The sequence below is a fragment of the Streptomyces sp. 891-h genome (assembly GCF_022760275.1).
GTDB lineage: Bacteria > Actinomycetota > Actinomycetes > Streptomycetales > Streptomycetaceae > Streptomyces > Streptomyces spirodelae.
In genome coordinates this window covers 5,632,397-5,650,142 of sequence record NZ_CP050693.1, presented here as the reverse complement: position 1 = coordinate 5,650,142, position 17,746 = coordinate 5,632,397, and the positions used below count along the sequence as shown (strand labels likewise).

Below are 17,746 nucleotides of genomic sequence, written 5' to 3'. Positions count from 1 at the left end.
GGGATGCGGCGAGCGGCGCTTTTCCTTGCGCGCCACGGGATTTGAGGGCTCGGCAATCACTCGTACGAAGGACCGCGCCCCCCTCCCCCGGAACAGCCGGCACGGGGCGACCTAGTCGTCCAGCCCGCGCTCGATCGCGTACCGCACCAGCTCAACCCGGTTGTGCAACTGGAGCTTGCCCAGCGTGTTCTGGACATGGTTCTGCACGGTGCGGTGCGAGATGACGAGCCGCTCGGCGATCTGCTTGTAGCCGAGCCCCTTGGCCACCAGCCGCAGAACCTCCGTCTCGCGCTCGGTCAGCTTCGGCACGGCCGGTGCGTCCTCGGCGGCGGGCGCGTCCTCGGCGGCCAGCCTGCGGTACTCACCCAGCACCAGCCCGGCCAGCCCCGGTGTGAAGACGGGGTCGCCCAGCGCCGTGCGGCGCACCGCGTCCAGCAGCTCCTGCGGACCTGCCGACTTGACCAGGTAGCCGGTGGCCCCGGACTTGACGGCCTCCAGCACATCGGCGTGCTCGCCGCTGGCCGAGAGCACCAGCACCCGCGGCGTCGCCTCCGGGCCGACCAGCTCGCGGCAGACCTCCACTCCGGGCCTGTCCGGCAGGTTCAGATCCAGTACCAGCACATCGGGGGATGTGGCACGGGCGCGGCGGACCGCCTGCTCGCCGTCGCCCGCCGTGGCCACGACCTCGAACCCGGCCTCGGACAGGTCCCGGGCGACGGCCTCACGCCACATCGGATGGTCGTCGACGACCATCACCTTCACCGGCGCCGGGTCCTCGCCCGGTCCGGCCGGCCGCTGCTCAGTTGTCATCCCTGGGAACCCTCATCTCCACTTCCGTGCCCTGCCCCGGCACCGACGTCAGCTCCGCCGTGCCGCCCAAGTCCCGTATCCGGCCCCGGATGGAGAGCGCGACACCCATCCGGCCCTCCGCCTCGGCGTCGGCCAGCCGTCCCGCGGGGATGCCGGGCCCGTCGTCCCGCACGGTCACGATGACCGCATCCGGCTCGTCCTCCAGCAGGATCCACGCGTGCGCCTCCCCGCCGGAACCGGGACCGGCGTGCCTGTCGACGTTGTCCAGCGCGGCACCGACGGCCGCGGCCAGTTCGGTGGCCGCCCGCGCGGGCAGCAGCACCGGCGCTCCCGGTTCGGAGAAGGTGACCCGGGACCCGGCGTAGGAGGCGAGCAGCGCGCGTACGTCGCACGGGGCCGTGCCGGGGTCGTCGGTCCCGGCCTGCGCGGCCTGCGCGGACGGTCCCGCGTCGGTCGGTCCGCCGCCGTCCGCGGTGAGCGCGGGACGGTGAGCGCGGCCCGTACCGGGGTCGGGGGCCACGCCGCTGGAGACCAGGGCGCGCAGAGCCACCTCCTGCTCCCCTGCCATCCGGCCCAGCTCGGCCGCCTCGCCGCCGAGCGCCGTCCCGCGCCGCTGCACCATGGCCAGTACCTGGAGGACGCTGTCGTGGATGTCCCTCGCCAGCCGCTCCCTCTCCCGGGTCGCCGCCTCGATCTGGAGGGCACGCGCCAGGGTGCGTTCGCTGGCGCGGGCCACCTCGATGACATAGCCGATGGCGACGCTGGCGACGCACACGAGCAGCACGTTGTGAAAGGTGGAGCGGGTGATCGCGCCGCTCTCGACGATGTTGGCGATCCCCACCAGCACGGAGGCGCCGGCCGCCCACCGCCAGCCGCCCTTGAGCGCGAACGCGAGGACGGGCCCGGCCACCCAGATGGACGGCAGCGTCGGCCCCACCACGTCGTCACCGTCCACGACCGGGGAGAGGAGGATGCCGACGACGCCCAGCGCGATGTCCGTGACCAGGAACGGCAGGGTGCAGCGCTCGGCCGAGGCGACGTTGCGCAGCGTGCCGAACGTCCAGCAGGCGAGCACCAGGAGGTAGCCACCGCCCGGCACCGGAGTGCTGTACTGCGGATAGCTCCAGAAGAAGACGCCGAGGACGTACAGGACGGCGAGGATGCGGTAGCCCGTCAGCGCCCGCCACAGCGGCTGCTCCACGGACATCAGCTTCGGCGCCATGGCTCTCCCCAAGAATTCTTTCCGCCGCAACGGCGAGCACTCCGACGGCGAGGGTCCGGCGGTCCGAAGACCACCGGACTAGGCAGCCTTGTGACCGCCACCGTCGTGGTGCTCGGCGGCGTTCTCTCCCCGCGCGGCCTCGGCGATCTTCGCCGCCTTCGCTGCCTCCGCGATCTGCCGCTTGGCCGCCGTCGCGTACATGTCCACGTACTCCTGGCCCGAGAGCTTCAGGATGGCGTACATGACCTCGTCGGTGACAGCGCGCTGGATGAACCGGTCGTTGTCCATGCCCTGGTACCGGCTGAAGTCCAGCGGGGCGCCGATCCGGATGCCCGGGCGCATCAGCTTGGGCACGACCTTGCCGGGCGGCTGGATCTTCTCCGTATCGATCATCGCCACGGGGATCACCGGAGCGCCCGAGCGCAGCGCTACCCGCGCCAGACCGCCCGGCTTGCCCCGGTAGAGGCGGCCGTCGGGCGAGCGGGTGCCCTCCGGGTAGATACCGAAGAGTTCGTCCCGCTCCAGCACTTCGAGTCCGCTCCTGATCGCCGCCTCACCCGCGCCACGCACCCCGGAGCGGTCGACGGGGAGCTGGCCGACGCCCTTGAAGAACGCGGCAGTCAGCTTGCCCTTGATCCCGGGAGAGGTGAAGTACTCGGCTTTCGCGATGAAGGTGACCTTGCGGTCGAGTACGGCAGGCAGGAAGAAGGAGTCGGAGAACGAGAGGTGGTTGCTCGCCAGAATGGCGGGCCCCTCAGCGGGCACGTTCTCCAGGCCCTCGACCCAGGGCCGGAAAGCGAGCTTCAGCGTGCTGCCGACCGACAGCTTCATCGCGCTGTAGAACAACCTCGACCTCCTAGACGGGACCCACCGACCCTATCCCGCCACCGCGGCGCCGGACCCCCGCCGTCGCCCCCGCCGTCCACCGTGGACCACCGGGTACCCGCCGCGCGCGGGGTGACCACACGGGGTGACCCGTGGGACCTGAGGACACTGCCGGAGTGCCTGGCGACGAATTAGGGTGGCAGCACTCCTTGCCGAGTTGCCGAGCCCGACAGCCGAGCACCGACCGCTGAGCCTATGGAGGCCCACCGTGCCGCCCATCCTCCCCGGAGCCGAGCCATTCCGCCGTGACGGATCAGCGACCGGTGTGCTGCTCTGTCACGGCTTCACCGGGTCCCCGCAGTCCCTGCGCCCCTGGGCGGAGAACCTGGCCGGGCACGGCCTGACCGTCTCCCTGCCGCTGCTGCCCGGGCACGGCACCCGCTGGGAGGACCTGGCGATGACCAGCTGGGAGGACTGGTACGCGACCGTGGACCGTGAGCTGCGGCTGCTGCGCGAGCGCTGCGACCAGGTCTTCGTCTGCGGCCTCTCGATGGGCGGCGCGCTGGCGCTGCGGCTGGCCGCGCTGCACGGGAACGGGGTGCGCGGGGTCGTCGTCGTCAACCCGGCAATGACCTTCCCCCGGGTGCAGGGGTACGCCCTGCCCGTCGGCCGCTTCCTGGTCCGGTCGGCGCCGGGGATCGCGAACGACATCGCCAAGGGCGGGCAGCACGAGCTGGGCTACGACCGGGTGCCCACCCGGGCCGCGTACGCGCTGCGCAACTTCTTCCGCGTCGCCCAGCGCGACCTGCCGAAGGTGACGCAGCCGATGCTGCTGCTGCGCAGCCGGACCGACCATGTGGTGCCCGCCAGTGACTCGGCCCTCGTGCTGGGCCGCGTCTCCTCCACCGATGTGACCGAGACGGTGCTGGAGCGCAGCTTCCACGTCGCCACCCTCGACCACGACGCGGAGCGGATCTTCGCCGACACCCGCGGCTTCATCGACCGCCTCACCCCCGGTCACGAACCCCTCACCACCGCACGGAGCGCCCGTGACGGCGCGTGACCCGGACGAGGGCGAGCCCCGCGACTCCGGCGAGAGCAAGTCGTCGCTGCCGCCCGAGGAGGAGGCCGCCTGGGCGGCGATCGTCGCCGCGTACGGGGAAGAGCCCGCGGAGCCGCCGGGGGCGGACGGGTCCTTGGAGGCCCGCCGCCCTGACGTGGACGGTGACGGTGAGGGTGACCATGACCGTGACGGCGAGGGCGCCGGGGAGCCGGACGGGGACATGCTCACCAAGCCCCGGCCGGCGCCGGACGCCCAGCCGCCCGTGCGGAGCTTCACCGTCTATGCCGCCGGGACCGGGCCCCGCGACTGGGAGCCGGCCGAGGACGAGGACGGAGAGGGCCATTTCGAGCCGCCGGAGCCGCCGCCGCTGCCGGAGACGGACACCACGACGAAGTTCGCCTGGCTGGCCGCGCTGGGCGGGCCGCTGCTGCTGCTCGGCACCGTGCTGCTGCAGGCGGACATGACGTGGTGGATCGTGACCCTGGGGGTCGGCGGCTTCCTCGGCGGCTTCGCCACGCTGCTGACCCGGCTGCGGGACGGACGCGACGACGATGACTGGGACGATCCGGGGCGGGGTGCGGTTGTGTGAGGGCGCCGCCCCGATGAGAGGGTGCCCCTTCCCCACCGTCGCGGGCTGCGGCTTGTCTGTGGCTGGGCGCGCAGTTCCCCGCGCCCCTGAAGGGGCACCCTTCTGCGCTTGGGCAGTCTGCGCCATGGGGGTACCTCCCGGACGGAGTCCGGGGGAGCAGAGCTGGCAAGCGCAGCCCCCCACGCCGGGTACGCGCTACGGGACCGGAACCCGCAATGCGGCCAGCACCGGGAGGTGGTCGGTGGCGGCCCTCAGGTCGGCGTCGGTCACACCCGGCAGCCCGCGCGGCACCCCCGCGCCCAGCACCTCGACGCCCTCTCCAGCAAAGACCGCATCGATGCGCTGCACCGGTTCGGACGCGGGCGAGGTGTGCTCCGCGCCCCACGGCTTGAGCCCCCACGCATCCCGCAGGCCCTCCCCCAGCAGACCGAACGCCGGGCCGCCGGGCCGCTCATTGACGTCACCCGCGGCCACCACCGGGGCGACGCCCGGCGCAGCGACCCGGTCCAGCAGTGCCCGCGCCTGCTGCCGCCGCTCCCTCCCCTGGAGGCTGAGGTGGAAGCTGACGACACCCAGCCGCGCAGCCGTCCCGAACCGCAGCTCAGCCATGGCGAACCCGCGCTGATGCAGCCCGGGGGTGCGCGGCAGCAGCACATCCTCGGCGCGCTCCACATGGGCCCGGAGCGAGGCCAGGATCATCGGTCCGGCGGCCGTCGCACCGCCGGTGACGTACGTCAGGCCGGTGCGCCGCGCCAGCCAGGCCGCCCGCTTGCGCCAGCGGAAGAACCGCGGCGCCTCCTGTACGCAGACGACGTCGGGGGCGCACGCCCGGATGACCCGGACGAGCGCCTCCCGGTCGTCCCGCAGGGAGCGGATGTTGTAGCTGAGCAGCCGGACGACGGCCGAGCCGTCGGGCTCGGTACGGGACGGCGGCAGGTCCGCGGCCTGCGCGGCCCCCTGCTCCTGCGGCGTCCCTCCGCTCGACTCCCCCCTCATCGCCGCGGTCCCGCTCCCTCAGCCCTGGCGGGCCAGGTCGGCGACGCCCACCATCCCCGCCTTGTTGCCCAGTTGGGCCGCGAGAACCTCGGCGTGCGGCCGCCAGCGGCTGCCGACCAGCCAGCGGCGGTAGGACTTGCGGATCGGGTCCAGCACCAGCTCGCCCTCGTCGGAGACTCCGCCGCCGACGATGAAGGCCCCCGGGTCGAAGAGGGAGGCCAGGTCCGCGAGGCCGGCGCCCGCCCAGCGGGCGAGCTCGCGGAAGGAGTCGATGGCGACCGGGTCGCCCTGCCTGGCCGCCTCGCTGATGTGCTTGCCCCGGATGCCCTCGGTGGTGCCGTCACCCAGCCCCAGCAGGATCGTGGCGTTGTCCGGGGTGGCGGTGGCGCGCTGCTGGGCGTAGCGGAGCAGCGCACGGCCCGAGGCGTACTGCTCCCAGCAGCCCTGGTTGCCGCAGCCGCACAGCAGCCCGTCGGGGACCATCCGGATGTGGCCGAACTCGGCGGCCACTCCGTACCGGCCGCGGTGCAGCTTGCCGCCGATGATGGTGCCGCCGCCCAGGCCGGTGCCGATGGTGATGCAGACGACGTCCTCGTGGCCCGTGCCGACGCCGAACTTGTACTCGCCCCAGGCGGCGGCGTTCGCGTCGTTCTCGATCACCACGGGCAGGTCGATGCGCTGCTCGACCTTGTCCTTGAGCGGCTCGTGCCGCCAGCTGAGGTTGGGGGTGAACAGCACGGTGGCACGCTTGTCGTCCACGTATCCGGGAGCGCCGATGCCGACGGCCTCCACCTGGTGCTCGGCGCTGGCCTGACGTACGGCGTCCGCGATGGCGTCGATCACGGCGTCAGGGGTGTCGGGTGTGGGCACCGTGCTCGTCTCGAGAATGGTGCCTTTCTCGTCCACAACGCCAGCCGCGATCTTGGTGCCGCCGATGTCGACCCCGATTGTGAGTCCCATGTGTCCCTCGGTCATCCGAATGTGATCCCCGCCGGGGCCAACGGTACCGGAGCCCCTCCGGTGCCGGGCCCCGTCCGGGAGGGACCGCACCCCGCCAGGGGCGCGTCCCCTATTCGTCGCCCTCGACGTCGATGCGCTCGGCGTCCGCGCCTGGTGGCGTGCTCCAGCGGCGTTCCGCTTCCTGGACCGCGGAGCGGTAGGCGGCCAGCAGTTCGCTGCCCGCCGCCGCCAGGTGGTCGAAGACCTGCGGGTTGCGCTCGACGACGGGCTCGACAGCCGCCTTGGCCTGCTTGAACAGCTGCTCGGCCATACCCTGGGCCGCTGCCGACCCGGCGGCGCCCATCAGGGGCTTGCCGAACTCGGCCACCTTCTCGGTGACCGCGTCCGCCAGCCGGCGCAGCTCCTCGGCCGCGCTGGTGGGCGGCGGGCCGTACTGGGCGCGGCGGCGGGCCCGCTCGGCGTCCAGGTCCTCCTCGCACGCGGTGGCCCAGGCGTCGGGGTCCGGGGCGGCAGGGCGCTCGGCGTCATCGCTCATGGCGGGGCTCCTACGGGCGGAAAACGGTGGCGTCATACGGGCCGTACGCCCTTTGACGTTACCCGAACGGCGGCACGGGGTCGCGGGTGAGCGGCGACGGCCCGCGGCCGGATCTCCGCGCGGCTGACCGCGCGGTCAGCCGCGCCGTCCGGCGGGTGCCGAGCGCGCCCGCTGCTCGGGCCACAGCTCGGGGTCCGGGGTGAAGCGGACCCCCAGCACCCCGCCCTTGAGGCCCGCGCCGGAAACGCGGCAGCGGCGCAGCGCCGAGGGGAGCGGCAGCACCCGGCGGTAGGGGCCGACGCCGACGGTCAACTCGTCGCCCAGGCGTACCAGTTCCAACTCGTCCCGCTCGGCGCCGGGCATCGGCAGGTGCCACACCAGGTGGCCGTCGCCGGCGAGCCGGTCCTCCAGCCAGCCGTAGGCGATGTCGGTGCCGGGACCGCTCTCCGCGCCGGCGGGCGGGCGCAGCCCCTCGCCGGCCGCCTGGTCGGCGGCCACGGCGGTGCGCGCGGCGGCGGCGAGCGCCGTGAGGTCCTCGGGGCCGCGCGGGTCGCGGCCCAGGTGCGGCAGCTCGCACAGCGGCACGGACTCGGCCTCGCACTTCTCGCGCAGCGCGGCGAGCGCGGTCTGCTGCTGTCCGGCCAGCGCGGCCAGCCAGGCGTCCGAGGAGCCCGTGGGCAGCAGCCGGTTGGCGACGACGGACTCCAGCGCGAGCCCGTGCAGCCGCAGTCCGGCTCCGGCGGTGCGCAGGGACTCGGCGGCGAGGGGGCCGGGCTCGGTGACGAGCCGGACTACCGTGGCGGGCGACTCGATGATCCGCTGCACTCCGGCCAGCTCTTCCGACCAGCGCTTGGCGGCCGCGTAGAGCCACTCGGCGGGCATGGGCGCGCCCGCGAGCTGGGCCAGTACGGGGCGCAGGGCGCGGGCCGTGCGGCGCTCGGCGGGTACCAGGCAGCGCAGGTAGCGGCGGAGCTGTTCGGGCAGTGCGAGCAGGTTGAGGCCCTCGGGTGCGGCAGGCATGTCGGCGACGACGATGTCCCAACCGCCGTCGGCGCCCTGGGCCGTACCGTACGCGGAGTGCCCGGCAGCCTGGCCGGTGTGCCCGGCCTGCCCGGCCTGCCCGGTGTGCGCGGCGTGCAGGGCGCGCAGCAGGGCGAACGCCCCGGCTCCGGGGAGCTCGGTCAGCTCGTCCTCGTCCAGGGCCGCGGCACCGAGCAGGTCGAGTACGGTCTTGCCGCGTGACTGGAGGGCGACGGCCTGCCTGCGGAACTCCGCGCCGGAGTCGATCCGCAGCAGCCACAGCCCGTCGGCACCCGCGACGGGTGCGGGCCGCCCGGGGCCGGGCTCGGCGGGCGGGTGAGCGTCCGAGGGCGTGCCGTCCGCGTCCTGCGGTTCCGTACCCAGCAGCGCGGCCAGCCGGCCGGCGGGCTCGGCGCTCAGCAGCAGGGTGCGGTGCCCCTGGGCCGCGGCGGCGCACGCTGTGGCGGCGGCCACCGTGGTCCGACCCGCACCGCCCGCGCCGGTGACCAGTACCGTCTGCGGACCGGTGTGCCGGGCGGCGTGGCCGTGGGGGCCGGGGCTGTCGGTTCCGGGGCTGTCGGTTCCAGGGGTGTGGGGGCCGGAGCGCCGGCGTCCGGGGCCCGCCGCGCCGGTCAGTTCCCGTCCTCGGACGCCTTGGCGCCACCCGACTCGACGCGCTTCTTCAACCCGTCGAGCGCCCGGTCGATGATGACCTTCTCGGCCTTGCGCTTGATCATGCCGAGCATCGGGATCTTGACGTCCACGGTGAGCTGGTACATGACCTCCGTACGCGCGCCGCCGGCGAGCGGGGTGAGGCGGTAGACACCGTCCAGTGAGCGCAGCATCTGGGACTTGACCAGGGACCAGCGCACCTCGGTGACCTCGGGGTCGCCGATCCACTCGTAGGACAGGGTGTGCTCGTCCTTGATGGCTCCGGCGTCCAGCAGCAGGCGCACCTGCTCGGCGCGGCCCTCCTCGTCCCGGCCGAGGACCTCGGCCTCCTTCACCTCGCCTGCCCACTCCGGGTAGCGGGGGAAGTCGGAGATCACGTTCATCACGGCCTCGGGTGCCGCGTCAACGGTGATGCTCGAGCTGGTGTGTTCCGCCATCGCCATGGCCCTCCGATGTGCCCAGGTCTGAAATGTCTGCGACGAAATGCCCGCCGTGAGATGCCCGCCGCGAGTGCAGTGACGTGCGGAGTGCCCGCCGTGGCGCGGGAGAGCGTCTGCGAGGGAAGGCTACCGCGCGGCTGCCGGGACGGGGGCCCTGCGGGTCACCACTCCAGCACCCAGGGCGTCCCGGTCGCGTTGAAATGGCCGACGTTGACGCACTCGGTGCTCCCGATCCGCATGCGCTGGGCCAGCGGCTGATGGACGTGGCCGAAAAGGTGGTAGCGCGGCCGCAGCGTGTGCAGGGCCTCCAGCAGATGCGAGCTGCCCCGCTCGAAGCGGCGTGCGACGGTGTCGTAGCACAACTCGGGTACGTCGGGCGGGATATGGGTGCACAGCACGTCGACCTCGCCCAGCGCCGCCACCTTGGCCGCGTAGGTCTCGTCGTCGATCTCGTAGGGCGTGCGCATCGGTGTGCGCAGCCCGCCGCCGACGAAGCCGAAGCGCCGGCCGCCGATCACCACCGTCTCCCCGTCCAGGACGGTGACACCGTCACCCGCGTACTCGGGCCACAGGGGCGGCATGTCGACGTTGCCGTATGTGGCGTAGGTGGGCGTGGGGAAGGCCGCGAACAGTTCGGCGTACTGCTTGCGTACGGCCGCCTCCATCGCCACCTCGCGGTCCAGCCCGGCCCACAACTGGCGGGAGAAGGCGCGGGCCTCGGTGAAGCGGCGTGCCGTGCGCAGGGCGACGATGCGGTGCGCGTTCTCGACGCCGAACAGGTCGGGGAAGATGCCGCGCGAGTGATCGGCGTAGTCGAGGAAGAGGATGAGGTCTCCCAGGCACAGGAGCGCGTCGGCGCCCTCGCCCGCCTTCGCGAGATCCGCACTGTTGCCGTGTACGTCGCTGACCACGTGGACTCGCATGGCCCCACCCTAGATCGCCCGGCGGAGGGCGAGGAGGGGAGCGGGCACCTCGGGGTCCACTCGGCCACACCGGCTGAAAAGTGCGGCATGTCCGCTCTTTCCGCTCCCTCCCTCTCCCGGCTTCCGTGTCCCCGAACGCCTCGACTAGGCTGCTATCGGCCATCTCCACTTGTGACGCACAAGACATCTCCGCGTCACCCCCTACCCCGGCCCCCATACCGATGGGTAACGTCCGGGCCGTCATTCTTCCGGGATCGGTCGCCGACCCTGGACCGAGCCAATGGAGGCCGACCCCCCGCGGCCCCCGTTCGGCGCGCCGACGAGGAGTAGCAGTCTTGCGCGAGTACAGCCTTCCGGCTCTCTACGAAGTCCCCGCAGACGGAAACCTGACGGACCTCATCCGCCGGAACGCGGCTCAGCACCCCGACCTCCCCGTCCTGGGGCGCAAGCGCGACGGCCGGTGGGAGGACGTCACCGCCACCGCGTTCCTCGCCGAGGTACGGGAGGCCGCCAAGGGCCTGATCGCGGCAGGCGTGGAGCCCGGCGACCGGGTCGGCCTGATGTCCCGCACCCGGTACGAGTGGACGCTGCTGGACTTCGCCATCTGGAGCGCGGGCGGCGTCACCGTGCCCATCTTCGAGACCAGCTCCCCCGAGCAGATCGCCTGGATCCTCGGCGACTCGGACGCCGTCGCCTGCCTGGTGGAGACCGGGGCGCACGCCGCCGCCGTCGACTCCGTCCGCGACCGGCTGCCCGGGCTGCGCGACGTCTGGCAGATCGAGCCCGGTCCTGGCGGCCCGGACGAGGCCGCAGTCGCACAACTCGCCGCACTCGGCGCCGGGATCAGCGACGAGAAGGTGGAGGAGCGCAGCTCGGTCGCCGACGCGGACTCGCCCGCCACCATCGTCTACACCTCCGGCACCACCGGACGCCCCAAGGGCTGTGTGCTCACCCACCGCAGCTTCTTCGCGGAGTGCGGGAACGTGGTCGAACGGCTGCGCCCGATGTTCCGGCCCGGCGAGGGCTCGGTGCTGCTGTTCCTGCCGGTCGCCCACGTCTTCGGGCGGCTGGTGCAGGTGGCCGCCGTGATGGCGCCGATCAAGCTGGGGCACGTCTCGGACATCAAGGACCTCACCACCGAACTCGGCGCCTTCCGCCCGACGATGGTGCTGGGCGTGCCCCGCGTCTTCGAGAAGGTCTTCAACTCCGCGCGGGCCCAGGCCGTCGCCGGCGGCAAGGGCAAGATCTTCGACCGGGCCGCCCGGGTGGCCGGTGCCTACAGCCGCGCCCTGGACGACCCGGCGGGCCCCTCCCTCAAGCTGCGCTTCCAGCACAAGGTCTTCGACAAGCTGGTCTACAGCAAGCTGCGCGCCGTCCTCGGCGGCCGGGCCACCCACGCCATCTCCGGCGGCGCACCGCTGGGTGAACGGCTGGGCCACTTCTTCCGGGGCGTCGGCTTCACCGTGCTGGAGGGGTACGGACTCACCGAGTCCTGCGCGGCGACCGCCTTCAACCCCTACGACCGGCCCAAGATCGGCACCGTGGGCCAGCCGCTGCCCGGCTCGGTCGTCCGGATCGCCGACGACGGCGAGGTCCTGCTGCACGGCGAGCACCTGTTCACCGGCTACTGGAACAACCAGCAGGCCAGCGAGGAGGCCCTGGCCGACGGCTGGTTCCACACCGGTGACCTGGGCACCCTGGACGTGGACGGCTATCTGAGCATCACCGGGCGCAAGAAGGAGATCCTGGTGACCGCGGGCGGCAAGAACGTGGCGCCCGCCGTGATCGAGGACCGCATCCGCGCCCACGCGCTGGTCGCCGAGTGCATGGTCGTCGGCGACGGCCGGCCCTTCGTCGGCGCACTGCTGACCGTGGACGAGGAGTTCCTGCCCCGCTGGGCCGCCGAGCACGGCAAGCAGGACCTCGGCCACGAGCAGCTGCTGGAGGACCCGGACCTGCTCGCCGAGCTGCAGACCGCCGTGGACGAGGGCAACAAGGCCGTCTCCAGGGCCGAGTCGGTACGCAAGTTCCGGGTGCTGCGCGCCCAGTTCACCGAGGACTCCGGCCATGTCACCCCCTCCCTGAAGCTCAAACGGGGCGTGGTCGCCAAGGACTTCGCCGACGAGATCGAAGCCCTCTACACGGCGTAGCCGCGCCCCGTCAGGACAGGAGAGGGGCATGCCTCAGGCCCCGGCCTCCACACGGGCCGCCAGTTCGATGACCCCCTCGCGTGCCGCGGTCATCGAGTCGGCGGCCAGCGGCTGGAGGGGGGCCATCGCGGGCACGTCCCAGGCGCGGGTCAGCTCGGCGGTCACGAAGTGCAGGCTCTCCTCGGGCACTCCGCGGTCGGTGAAGTAGCCGCGCAGATACGGCACCTGGAAGTCGAGTCCCTCACGCGGGGCGCCGGGTCCGTAGCCGCCGCCCCGGGCGCCGGCGACCACGACCTGCTTCTCCCGCAGTCTGCTGCGGCCCGTCTCCGGGTCGAGGAGCGCGCCCGGAAAGCTGATGCGGTCGATCCACGCCATCAGCGCCGCGGGCACCGTCAGGTTGTACATCGGCACGCCCAGCAGCAGTACGTCGGCCGCCAGCACCTCCTTCACCAGCGGCCGCGTCGCTCGCCAGGCGCCCTCGTCGGCGGCGTCCCTGACCAGCGTGGACACCTCGTCCACCGGTACGGTGCCGTGGCGCTCCACCCAGTACCCGAACCGGACGTAGTCGGCGTCGACCAGCGGCACCGGCTCGGCTGCCAGGTCCCGGTGGCGGTAGCCGGCGTCCCCGTACCGCTGCCGCCACTTGTCGGCGAACAGCGAGGTCAGCTGCCTGCTGACGGAGGTGTCCGCCGGGCTCACGCTGGCGTCGATGTGCAGCAGTGCGGGCCTCGTCGCATCGTGTTCCATGGTTCTCCTGTCACTTCCCGCGCGTGGGATACGTCGAGGTAGGTGACGGACCGCGCGGAGGAAAGGTGACCGATGGACGAGCTGACCGGGCTGGCCGAGCGCTTCGAGGCCGGCCGTGGCCCGATGCTGGCCGTCGCCTACCGGATGCTGGGCTCGCTCAGCGAGGCGGAGGACGCCGTGCAGGAGACATGGCTGCGGTTGAGCCGCACCGACGCCGAGTCCATCGACAACCTGCCCGCCTGGCTGCGTACGGTTGTCTCCCGTATCTGTCTCGACATGCTGCGGGCCCGCGCCGCCCGTCCCGAGGAGCCAGTGGGCCAGCAGGTGCCCGACCCCCTGCCACAGGGGGAGGACGACGGGCCCGAGGACGAGGTGCTGCTGGCCGACTCGGTGGGCCGGGCCCTGCTCGTCGTACTGGACCGGCTGGGACCGGCCGAGCGGGTCGCGTTCGTGCTGCACGACATGTTCGCCGTCCCCTTCGAGCAGATCGCGCCGCTGGTGGAGCGCTCCCCCGTCGCCACCAAGAAGCTCGCCAGCCGGGCCCGCAGCCGCGTACGCGGGACCCCGGCCGTGCCCGCGGCACAGCTGGCTCAGCAGCGGACAGCGGTCGAGGCGTTCCTGTCCGCCGCGCGCAAGGGGGAGTTGGCCGGGCTGCTCACCGTTCTCGCGCCCGATGTGGTGCGCCGCGCCGATCCGGCGGCTCTTCCGGCGGGCGCCGCGGCGCTCGTACGCGGCGCCGACGCCGTGGCCCGGGGCACGGTGCTGCTGTCCCAGCGGTCCCGGTACGCGCAGGCCGCGCTGGTGGACGGGGCCGTGGGGGCGGTCCTCGCGCCGCGCGGCAGACTGCTCGCGGCGCTCACCTTCGCCGTGGAGGGCGGCCGGATCGCGGCGTACGAGGTGATCGCGGACCCGGCGCGACTGGCCGGTCTCGAGGTGGCGCTGCTCGACCCGGTGCCGCCGGAGGCTGTACCTGGGCCCGGCTCACAGCAGCTCGCGTAGCCGCTCCGCGAGCAGGTCCCAGCGCCAGCGCTCCTCGACCCACTGGCGGCCCCTGGTGCCCATCCGGGTGCGCAGCGCCGGGTCGCGGAGGAGTTCGACCAGGCGGTCGGCGGTCTGCCGGGGGCTGCCGCCGGGGACCACCCAGCCGGTCTCGCCGTCCAGTACGGCGTCCGGGGCGCCCCCGGAGTCGCCCGCGACGACGGGCAGCCGGGTGGCGGAAGCCTCCAGGTAGACGATGCCGAGCCCCTCCACGTCCAGCCCGCCGCGCCGGGTGCGGCACGGCATGGCGAACACGTCACCGGCGCCGTAGTGCGCCGGCAGCTCCTCCCAGGAGACGGGCCCGGTGAAGCGGACGGCGTCGGACAGGCCCCGGGAGGCGGCAAGCCGCTCCAGGTCGGTGCGGTAGGGTCCGCCGCCGACGATCAGCAGCACCGCGTCCGGCACCGCATCGCGCACCAGGGGCATCGCCTCGATCAGGGTGTCCTGGCCCTTGCGGCGGACGAGACGCGAGACGCACACGACCACGGGGCGCTCGGTCAGCCCCAGCCGGGCGCGGACCGCGTCGCCGCCCGAGCCGGGGTTGAAGGTCTTCTCGTCCACACCGGGCGGGAGTTGCACCATCCGCGCGGCGGCCCCCGGGGTGAGCGCGGCAGCGATGCGGCGACGCGTGTACTCGCCGAGATAGGTGAGGGTGTCGGTCTCCTCACCGATCCGCCGCAGCAGGCTCCGGGCCGCGGGGAGCTGCGCCCAGCCCGCCTCATGGCCGTGCGTGGTGGCCACGATCTGCTCGGCGCCCGCCCTGCGCAGCGCGGGCGCCATCAGACCCAGCGGCGCTGCCGCGCCGAACCACACGGCGCGGCAGCCGTGCTCCCGCAGCAGCGAGACGGCACGCTTGGTCACGCGCGGAGTGGGCAGCAGCATCGTGGCACGGTCGCGTACGACCGTGAACGGCTGCTCGGCGTCGAACGCCGCCGTGGCCTGCGTGCCCTCCCGGCCCCGCTTCCAGGTCGACGCGTAGACGACGACCTGGGACGGGTCCAGACGTAGCGCCATGCTGTGCAGGAACGCCTGGATGCCGCCGGGGCGGGGCGGAAAGTCGTTGGTGACGATCAGGGTCTTGCGCATCGCCGCCGACAGTACCGGGTGCCGGCACGCTGCGGTGCGGGCGGCAGCCGGCCGGCCGATACGAGGAAGGACGAAGGTGCGGGGCGAGGTGAGAAGGGCCCGGCGCGGTGCGGTGGCGCCCGGGCTGGTGTGGGCGGTCACCCGGGCCGTACTGCTGCTGTACGTCTTCAAGGTCCTCACCGTGCCCGGGGGCATGGACATCACCTCGGACGTCTCGGTGATCTACCACGGCTGGTTCGACAGGCTGAGCGCCGGAACGTTTCCCTCCGGGGATGTGACATGGCAGTACCCGCCCGCCGCCGCGCTGGTGATCCTCTCCCCCGGACTGCTCACCGGTCTCGGCCTGCTCAGCTACGCCTCGGCGTTCTTCGTGCTGGCCTGCGTCGCCGACGCGGTGGTCTTCGGGCTGCTGCTGTACGCGGTGCGGCAACGCGGAGCGCGCGACCCGGAGGCCGGCTCGCGCAGCCCGGCCGGGGTGTGGGCGTGGGTCGTCGGCGTACCGCTGCTGGGGCCGACCGCGTACGCGCGCTACGACCTGATGGTGACCGCGCTCGCCGTCGCCGCGCTGCTGGCCGCCGCCCGGCATCCCCGGACGGCGGGGGTGCTGGCCGGGGTGGGCGCGCTGGTGAAGGTGTGGCCCGTGCTGTTGCTGCTCGGTACGCCCCGGGGGCGGGCGACCCGGGTGACCTGGCTGAGCGCGCTGGTGACCGCGGTCGTGGTGACGGCCGGCTTCGCCGCCGCCATGCCGGGCGCGCTGGACTTCCTGTCCGCGCAGGGCGGCCGGGGCACCGAGGTGGAGTCCGTCTCCTCGCTGGTGCTGCACGCGGCGCGGCAGTTCGGCTGGGAGGGGCAGGTGCTGCTGCGGTACGGCTCCATGGAGTTCGTGGGGCCGGGCGTGCGGACCGTGAGCAATGTGGCCGTCGTACTGACCGGTGCGGGGTTCGGGTGGCTGGTGCTGTGGCGATGGCGGGCCCGCGCTGCCGCGTGGACGCCCGCGACACCGGCGGACACCGCGCTGGCCGCTGTGCTGGTGTTCGTGGTGACGAGCCGGGTGCTGAGCCCTCAGTACCTGGTGTGGCTGGTGGGGCTGGCCGCGGTGTGCCTGACCCTGCGGGCCGGCCGCCAGACGCTGGCGGCCTGGCTGGTGGTGGCCGCTGCCGGCCTCACCCAGCTGGAGTTCCCCGTCTGGTTCGCGGATGTGGTCGCCAGCGAGGGGAAGGGGGTGCTGGTGCTGGCACTCCGCAACGCGTTGCTGGTGGCTGCCGCCGTGGCCGCCTGCGTCCAACTGTGGCGCTCCACGGTGCCCCGCGCAGCGGGAGGGACGCGCCCCCTCAGGGGCGCGGGGAACGGCGCGACAAGCCACGACGTCCCCGCGGCCCGCAAACCACAGCAAGCGGCACCCCCTCCCCGGAGCACCGCGAGGGTCACTGCTCCAACTGCCGACTCGCATAGGCACGCCAGCGAGCGGTGAACTGGTGGATGTCGACACCGAGGACGGCTTTCAGGGCTGCGTCGGTGTCGGGGCGGCGGCCCCCGTTCTCCCGCCCGGCGCGCTCGTACAGGGCGAGGAGGGCGTCAGACCCCCACTGGTCGGCGACCATCCGGCAGGCCAGCCAGCCGGATTCATAGGCACGGGCAAGAGCAGCGGGCTCGTTCCCGAAGCGGAAGTCACCATCGGCGGGGAGCCCGCGCGGCGCCCTCCCCTCGGCGACGGCGCGGGCCAGCTCCGGGGCGGCCTGGCGGGGCCTCAGCCGCGACCCGCGGTAGCCGGCCCAGTCGGCTATGCCCTCGGAGAGCCACAGCGGGGTGGCGGGGGTGGTCCAGCGGCGGGTGGCCACATGGGTGGTCTCGTGGGTGAGGACGACCTGCCGGCCTTCCTCGCTGAGCAGCCCGTAGGCGCGGGGGTTGACGACGATACGGTCGGCGTCGGCGTCGTTTCCGGCTCCGTGCGAGCCGGTCGCCTCGCCGGTGGTGACGGCCGCTATGCCCTCGTAGGTCCGGGAGGCGGCGGCGGGCGAGCCCAGCAGCCGGGCCATCTGCCGGGTGGAGGCGGGCGCTTCCAGTACGGTCCTGCGGGTCCAGTGCTCGGGCCAGGTCGCCGAGACGGCGGGGACGGCGCGGTCGGCGGCGTCGGCGAGGTCCCTTAGTCGGGAGCGCTCGCGGCCGACGCCCAGCACCAGGCTGTGCTCGCCCCGTACGACGGTCATGGCGCCCTGTTCCCAGACCTGGGTGGCGCTGCCGGACGCCTCGTCGGCGAGCCGCCAGGTGCCGTCCTGCCGTATGAAGCGCAGCCGTTCGGCGGCGGTGGTGGCGGTTCTGTCGTAGCCCGCGAGGCGGTAGCGGAGGGTCGCCTCGACGGTGGCACGCCGGTCCCGCGCCTTGACCTCGCGCACGGCGTAGGACCACTCGGCGAGCGGAAGCCGCCGCAGGTTGTGGAAGATCTGCCGCTGGTGGCCGGCGGCGCGCGGGGCGACGGCGGACAGATAGCCGTGTTCGTCACCGGCGCGCAGTGCGGCGGACTGCCGATCGAGAAGGCGCTGGAAGGGGGCACGGTCCTGGTCGTGCGCGTCGGTGCGCAGACAGCCGCCGAGACCGCACAGCAGGGCGAGCGCCGCCGTACCGCTCAGCGCTCGCCCGTACCGCATTCGTTGCCGCCGCACCCCATCGAGG

The 17,746-nt window shown here is 73.4% G+C and carries 17 protein-coding genes; 5 read left to right on the top strand and 12 right to left on the bottom strand.

Features of this window, described 5'->3' with window-relative positions; all coding sequences use genetic code 11:
* Positions 1-111: 111 nt before the first annotated feature.
* The 3 genes from HC362_RS24770 to HC362_RS24760 form a co-directional block, all read right to left on the bottom strand.
* The gene (locus HC362_RS24770) at positions 112-810 is read right to left on the bottom strand and encodes a response regulator transcription factor (RefSeq protein ID WP_243086362.1); all 699 of its coding nucleotides are present in this window, start codon (positions 808-810) and stop codon (positions 112-114) included.
* Positions 800-2,032, bottom strand: a complete 1,233-nt coding sequence (locus tag HC362_RS24765) for a DUF5931 domain-containing protein (protein WP_243086361.1) — start codon at positions 2,030-2,032, stop codon at positions 800-802. Before HC362_RS24765 ends, HC362_RS24770 begins: the two co-directional genes overlap by 11 nt.
* A gap of 78 nt (positions 2,033-2,110) precedes the next feature.
* Positions 2,111-2,878: a lysophospholipid acyltransferase family protein gene (locus HC362_RS24760; protein ID WP_243086360.1), complete on the bottom strand. Its 768-nt coding sequence runs from the start codon at positions 2,876-2,878 to the stop codon at positions 2,111-2,113.
* A 247-nt stretch (positions 2,879-3,125) separates the two neighbouring features.
* Here HC362_RS24760 and HC362_RS24755 point away from each other — a divergent pair, with 247 nt between their 5' ends.
* Positions 3,126-3,920 carry an alpha/beta fold hydrolase gene (locus HC362_RS24755; RefSeq protein ID WP_243086359.1) on the top strand — a complete coding sequence of 265 codons (795 nt, stop codon included), beginning with the start codon at positions 3,126-3,128 and terminating at the stop codon, positions 3,918-3,920.
* Positions 3,907-4,509 (top strand): hypothetical protein, encoded by a 603-nt coding sequence (locus tag HC362_RS24750; RefSeq protein ID WP_243086358.1) that lies wholly within the window; start codon positions 3,907-3,909, stop codon positions 4,507-4,509. The genes HC362_RS24755 and HC362_RS24750 overlap by 14 nt, the downstream gene beginning before the upstream one ends.
* A 195-nt stretch (positions 4,510-4,704) precedes the next feature.
* Here the strand turns inward: HC362_RS24750 and HC362_RS24745 are convergent, their stop codons facing one another.
* The 6 genes from HC362_RS24745 to HC362_RS24720 all read right to left on the bottom strand — a co-directional run bounded on the left by HC362_RS24745 (position 4,705) and on the right by HC362_RS24720 (position 10,055).
* On the bottom strand, positions 4,705-5,505 hold the full coding sequence (locus tag HC362_RS24745) for an endonuclease/exonuclease/phosphatase family protein (RefSeq protein WP_243086357.1): 801 nt from the start codon (positions 5,503-5,505) through the stop codon (positions 4,705-4,707).
* Positions 5,506-5,523: 18 nt separating this feature from the next.
* A complete protein-coding gene (locus HC362_RS24740) occupies positions 5,524-6,465 on the bottom strand; it encodes an ROK family glucokinase (RefSeq protein ID WP_209264841.1) in 942 nt (313 codons plus the stop codon).
* 109 nt (positions 6,466-6,574) lie between these two features.
* Positions 6,575-7,000, bottom strand: a complete 426-nt coding sequence (locus HC362_RS24735) for a DUF5304 domain-containing protein (protein WP_243086356.1) — start codon at positions 6,998-7,000, stop codon at positions 6,575-6,577.
* 135 nt (positions 7,001-7,135) lie between these two features.
* Positions 7,136-8,530: an ArsA-related P-loop ATPase gene (locus tag HC362_RS24730; RefSeq protein WP_279240186.1), complete on the bottom strand. Its 1,395-nt coding sequence runs from the start codon at positions 8,528-8,530 to the stop codon at positions 7,136-7,138.
* Positions 8,531-8,652: 122 nt separating this feature from the next.
* A complete protein-coding gene (locus tag HC362_RS24725; RefSeq protein ID WP_243088800.1) occupies positions 8,653-9,129 on the bottom strand; it encodes an SRPBCC family protein in 477 nt (158 codons plus the stop codon).
* A gap of 164 nt (positions 9,130-9,293) precedes the next feature.
* Positions 9,294-10,055 carry a metallophosphoesterase gene (locus HC362_RS24720; RefSeq protein WP_243086353.1) on the bottom strand — a complete coding sequence of 254 codons (762 nt, stop codon included), beginning with the start codon at positions 10,053-10,055 and terminating at the stop codon, positions 9,294-9,296.
* 335 nt (positions 10,056-10,390) lie between these two features.
* Here HC362_RS24720 and HC362_RS24715 point away from each other — a divergent pair, with 335 nt between their 5' ends.
* Complete coding sequence (locus HC362_RS24715) at positions 10,391-12,205, top strand: AMP-dependent synthetase/ligase (RefSeq protein WP_243086351.1); 1,815 nt, start codon at positions 10,391-10,393, stop codon at positions 12,203-12,205.
* A gap of 33 nt (positions 12,206-12,238) precedes the next feature.
* On the opposite strand, the gene HC362_RS24710 is transcribed toward HC362_RS24715, so the two are convergent.
* Complete coding sequence (locus HC362_RS24710; protein WP_243086349.1) at positions 12,239-12,952, bottom strand: NAD(P)H-dependent oxidoreductase; 714 nt, start codon at positions 12,950-12,952, stop codon at positions 12,239-12,241.
* A gap of 72 nt (positions 12,953-13,024) precedes the next feature.
* Between HC362_RS24710 and HC362_RS24705 the strand changes: the two genes are divergently transcribed.
* Positions 13,025-13,951 (top strand): sigma-70 family RNA polymerase sigma factor, encoded by a 927-nt coding sequence (locus HC362_RS24705; RefSeq protein WP_243086348.1) that lies wholly within the window; start codon positions 13,025-13,027, stop codon positions 13,949-13,951.
* Here the strand turns inward: HC362_RS24705 and HC362_RS24700 are convergent.
* Entirely contained in the window at positions 13,934-15,076 is a 1,143-nt protein-coding gene (locus HC362_RS24700; protein WP_243086346.1) for a glycosyltransferase family 4 protein, read from the bottom strand. The genes HC362_RS24705 and HC362_RS24700 overlap by 18 nt on opposite strands.
* Before the next feature lie 88 nt (positions 15,077-15,164).
* Between HC362_RS24700 and HC362_RS24695 the strand changes: the two genes are divergently transcribed.
* A complete protein-coding gene (locus HC362_RS24695; RefSeq protein WP_243086345.1) occupies positions 15,165-16,547 on the top strand; it encodes a glycosyltransferase family 87 protein in 1,383 nt (460 codons plus the stop codon).
* Here the strand turns inward: HC362_RS24695 and HC362_RS24690 are convergent.
* Positions 16,501-17,736, bottom strand: a complete 1,236-nt coding sequence (locus HC362_RS24690; RefSeq protein ID WP_243086343.1) for a basic secretory family protein — start codon at positions 17,734-17,736, stop codon at positions 16,501-16,503. The two genes, HC362_RS24695 and HC362_RS24690, sit on opposite strands and share 47 nt — an antisense overlap.
* Between the last annotated feature and the right edge of the window lie 10 nt (positions 17,737-17,746).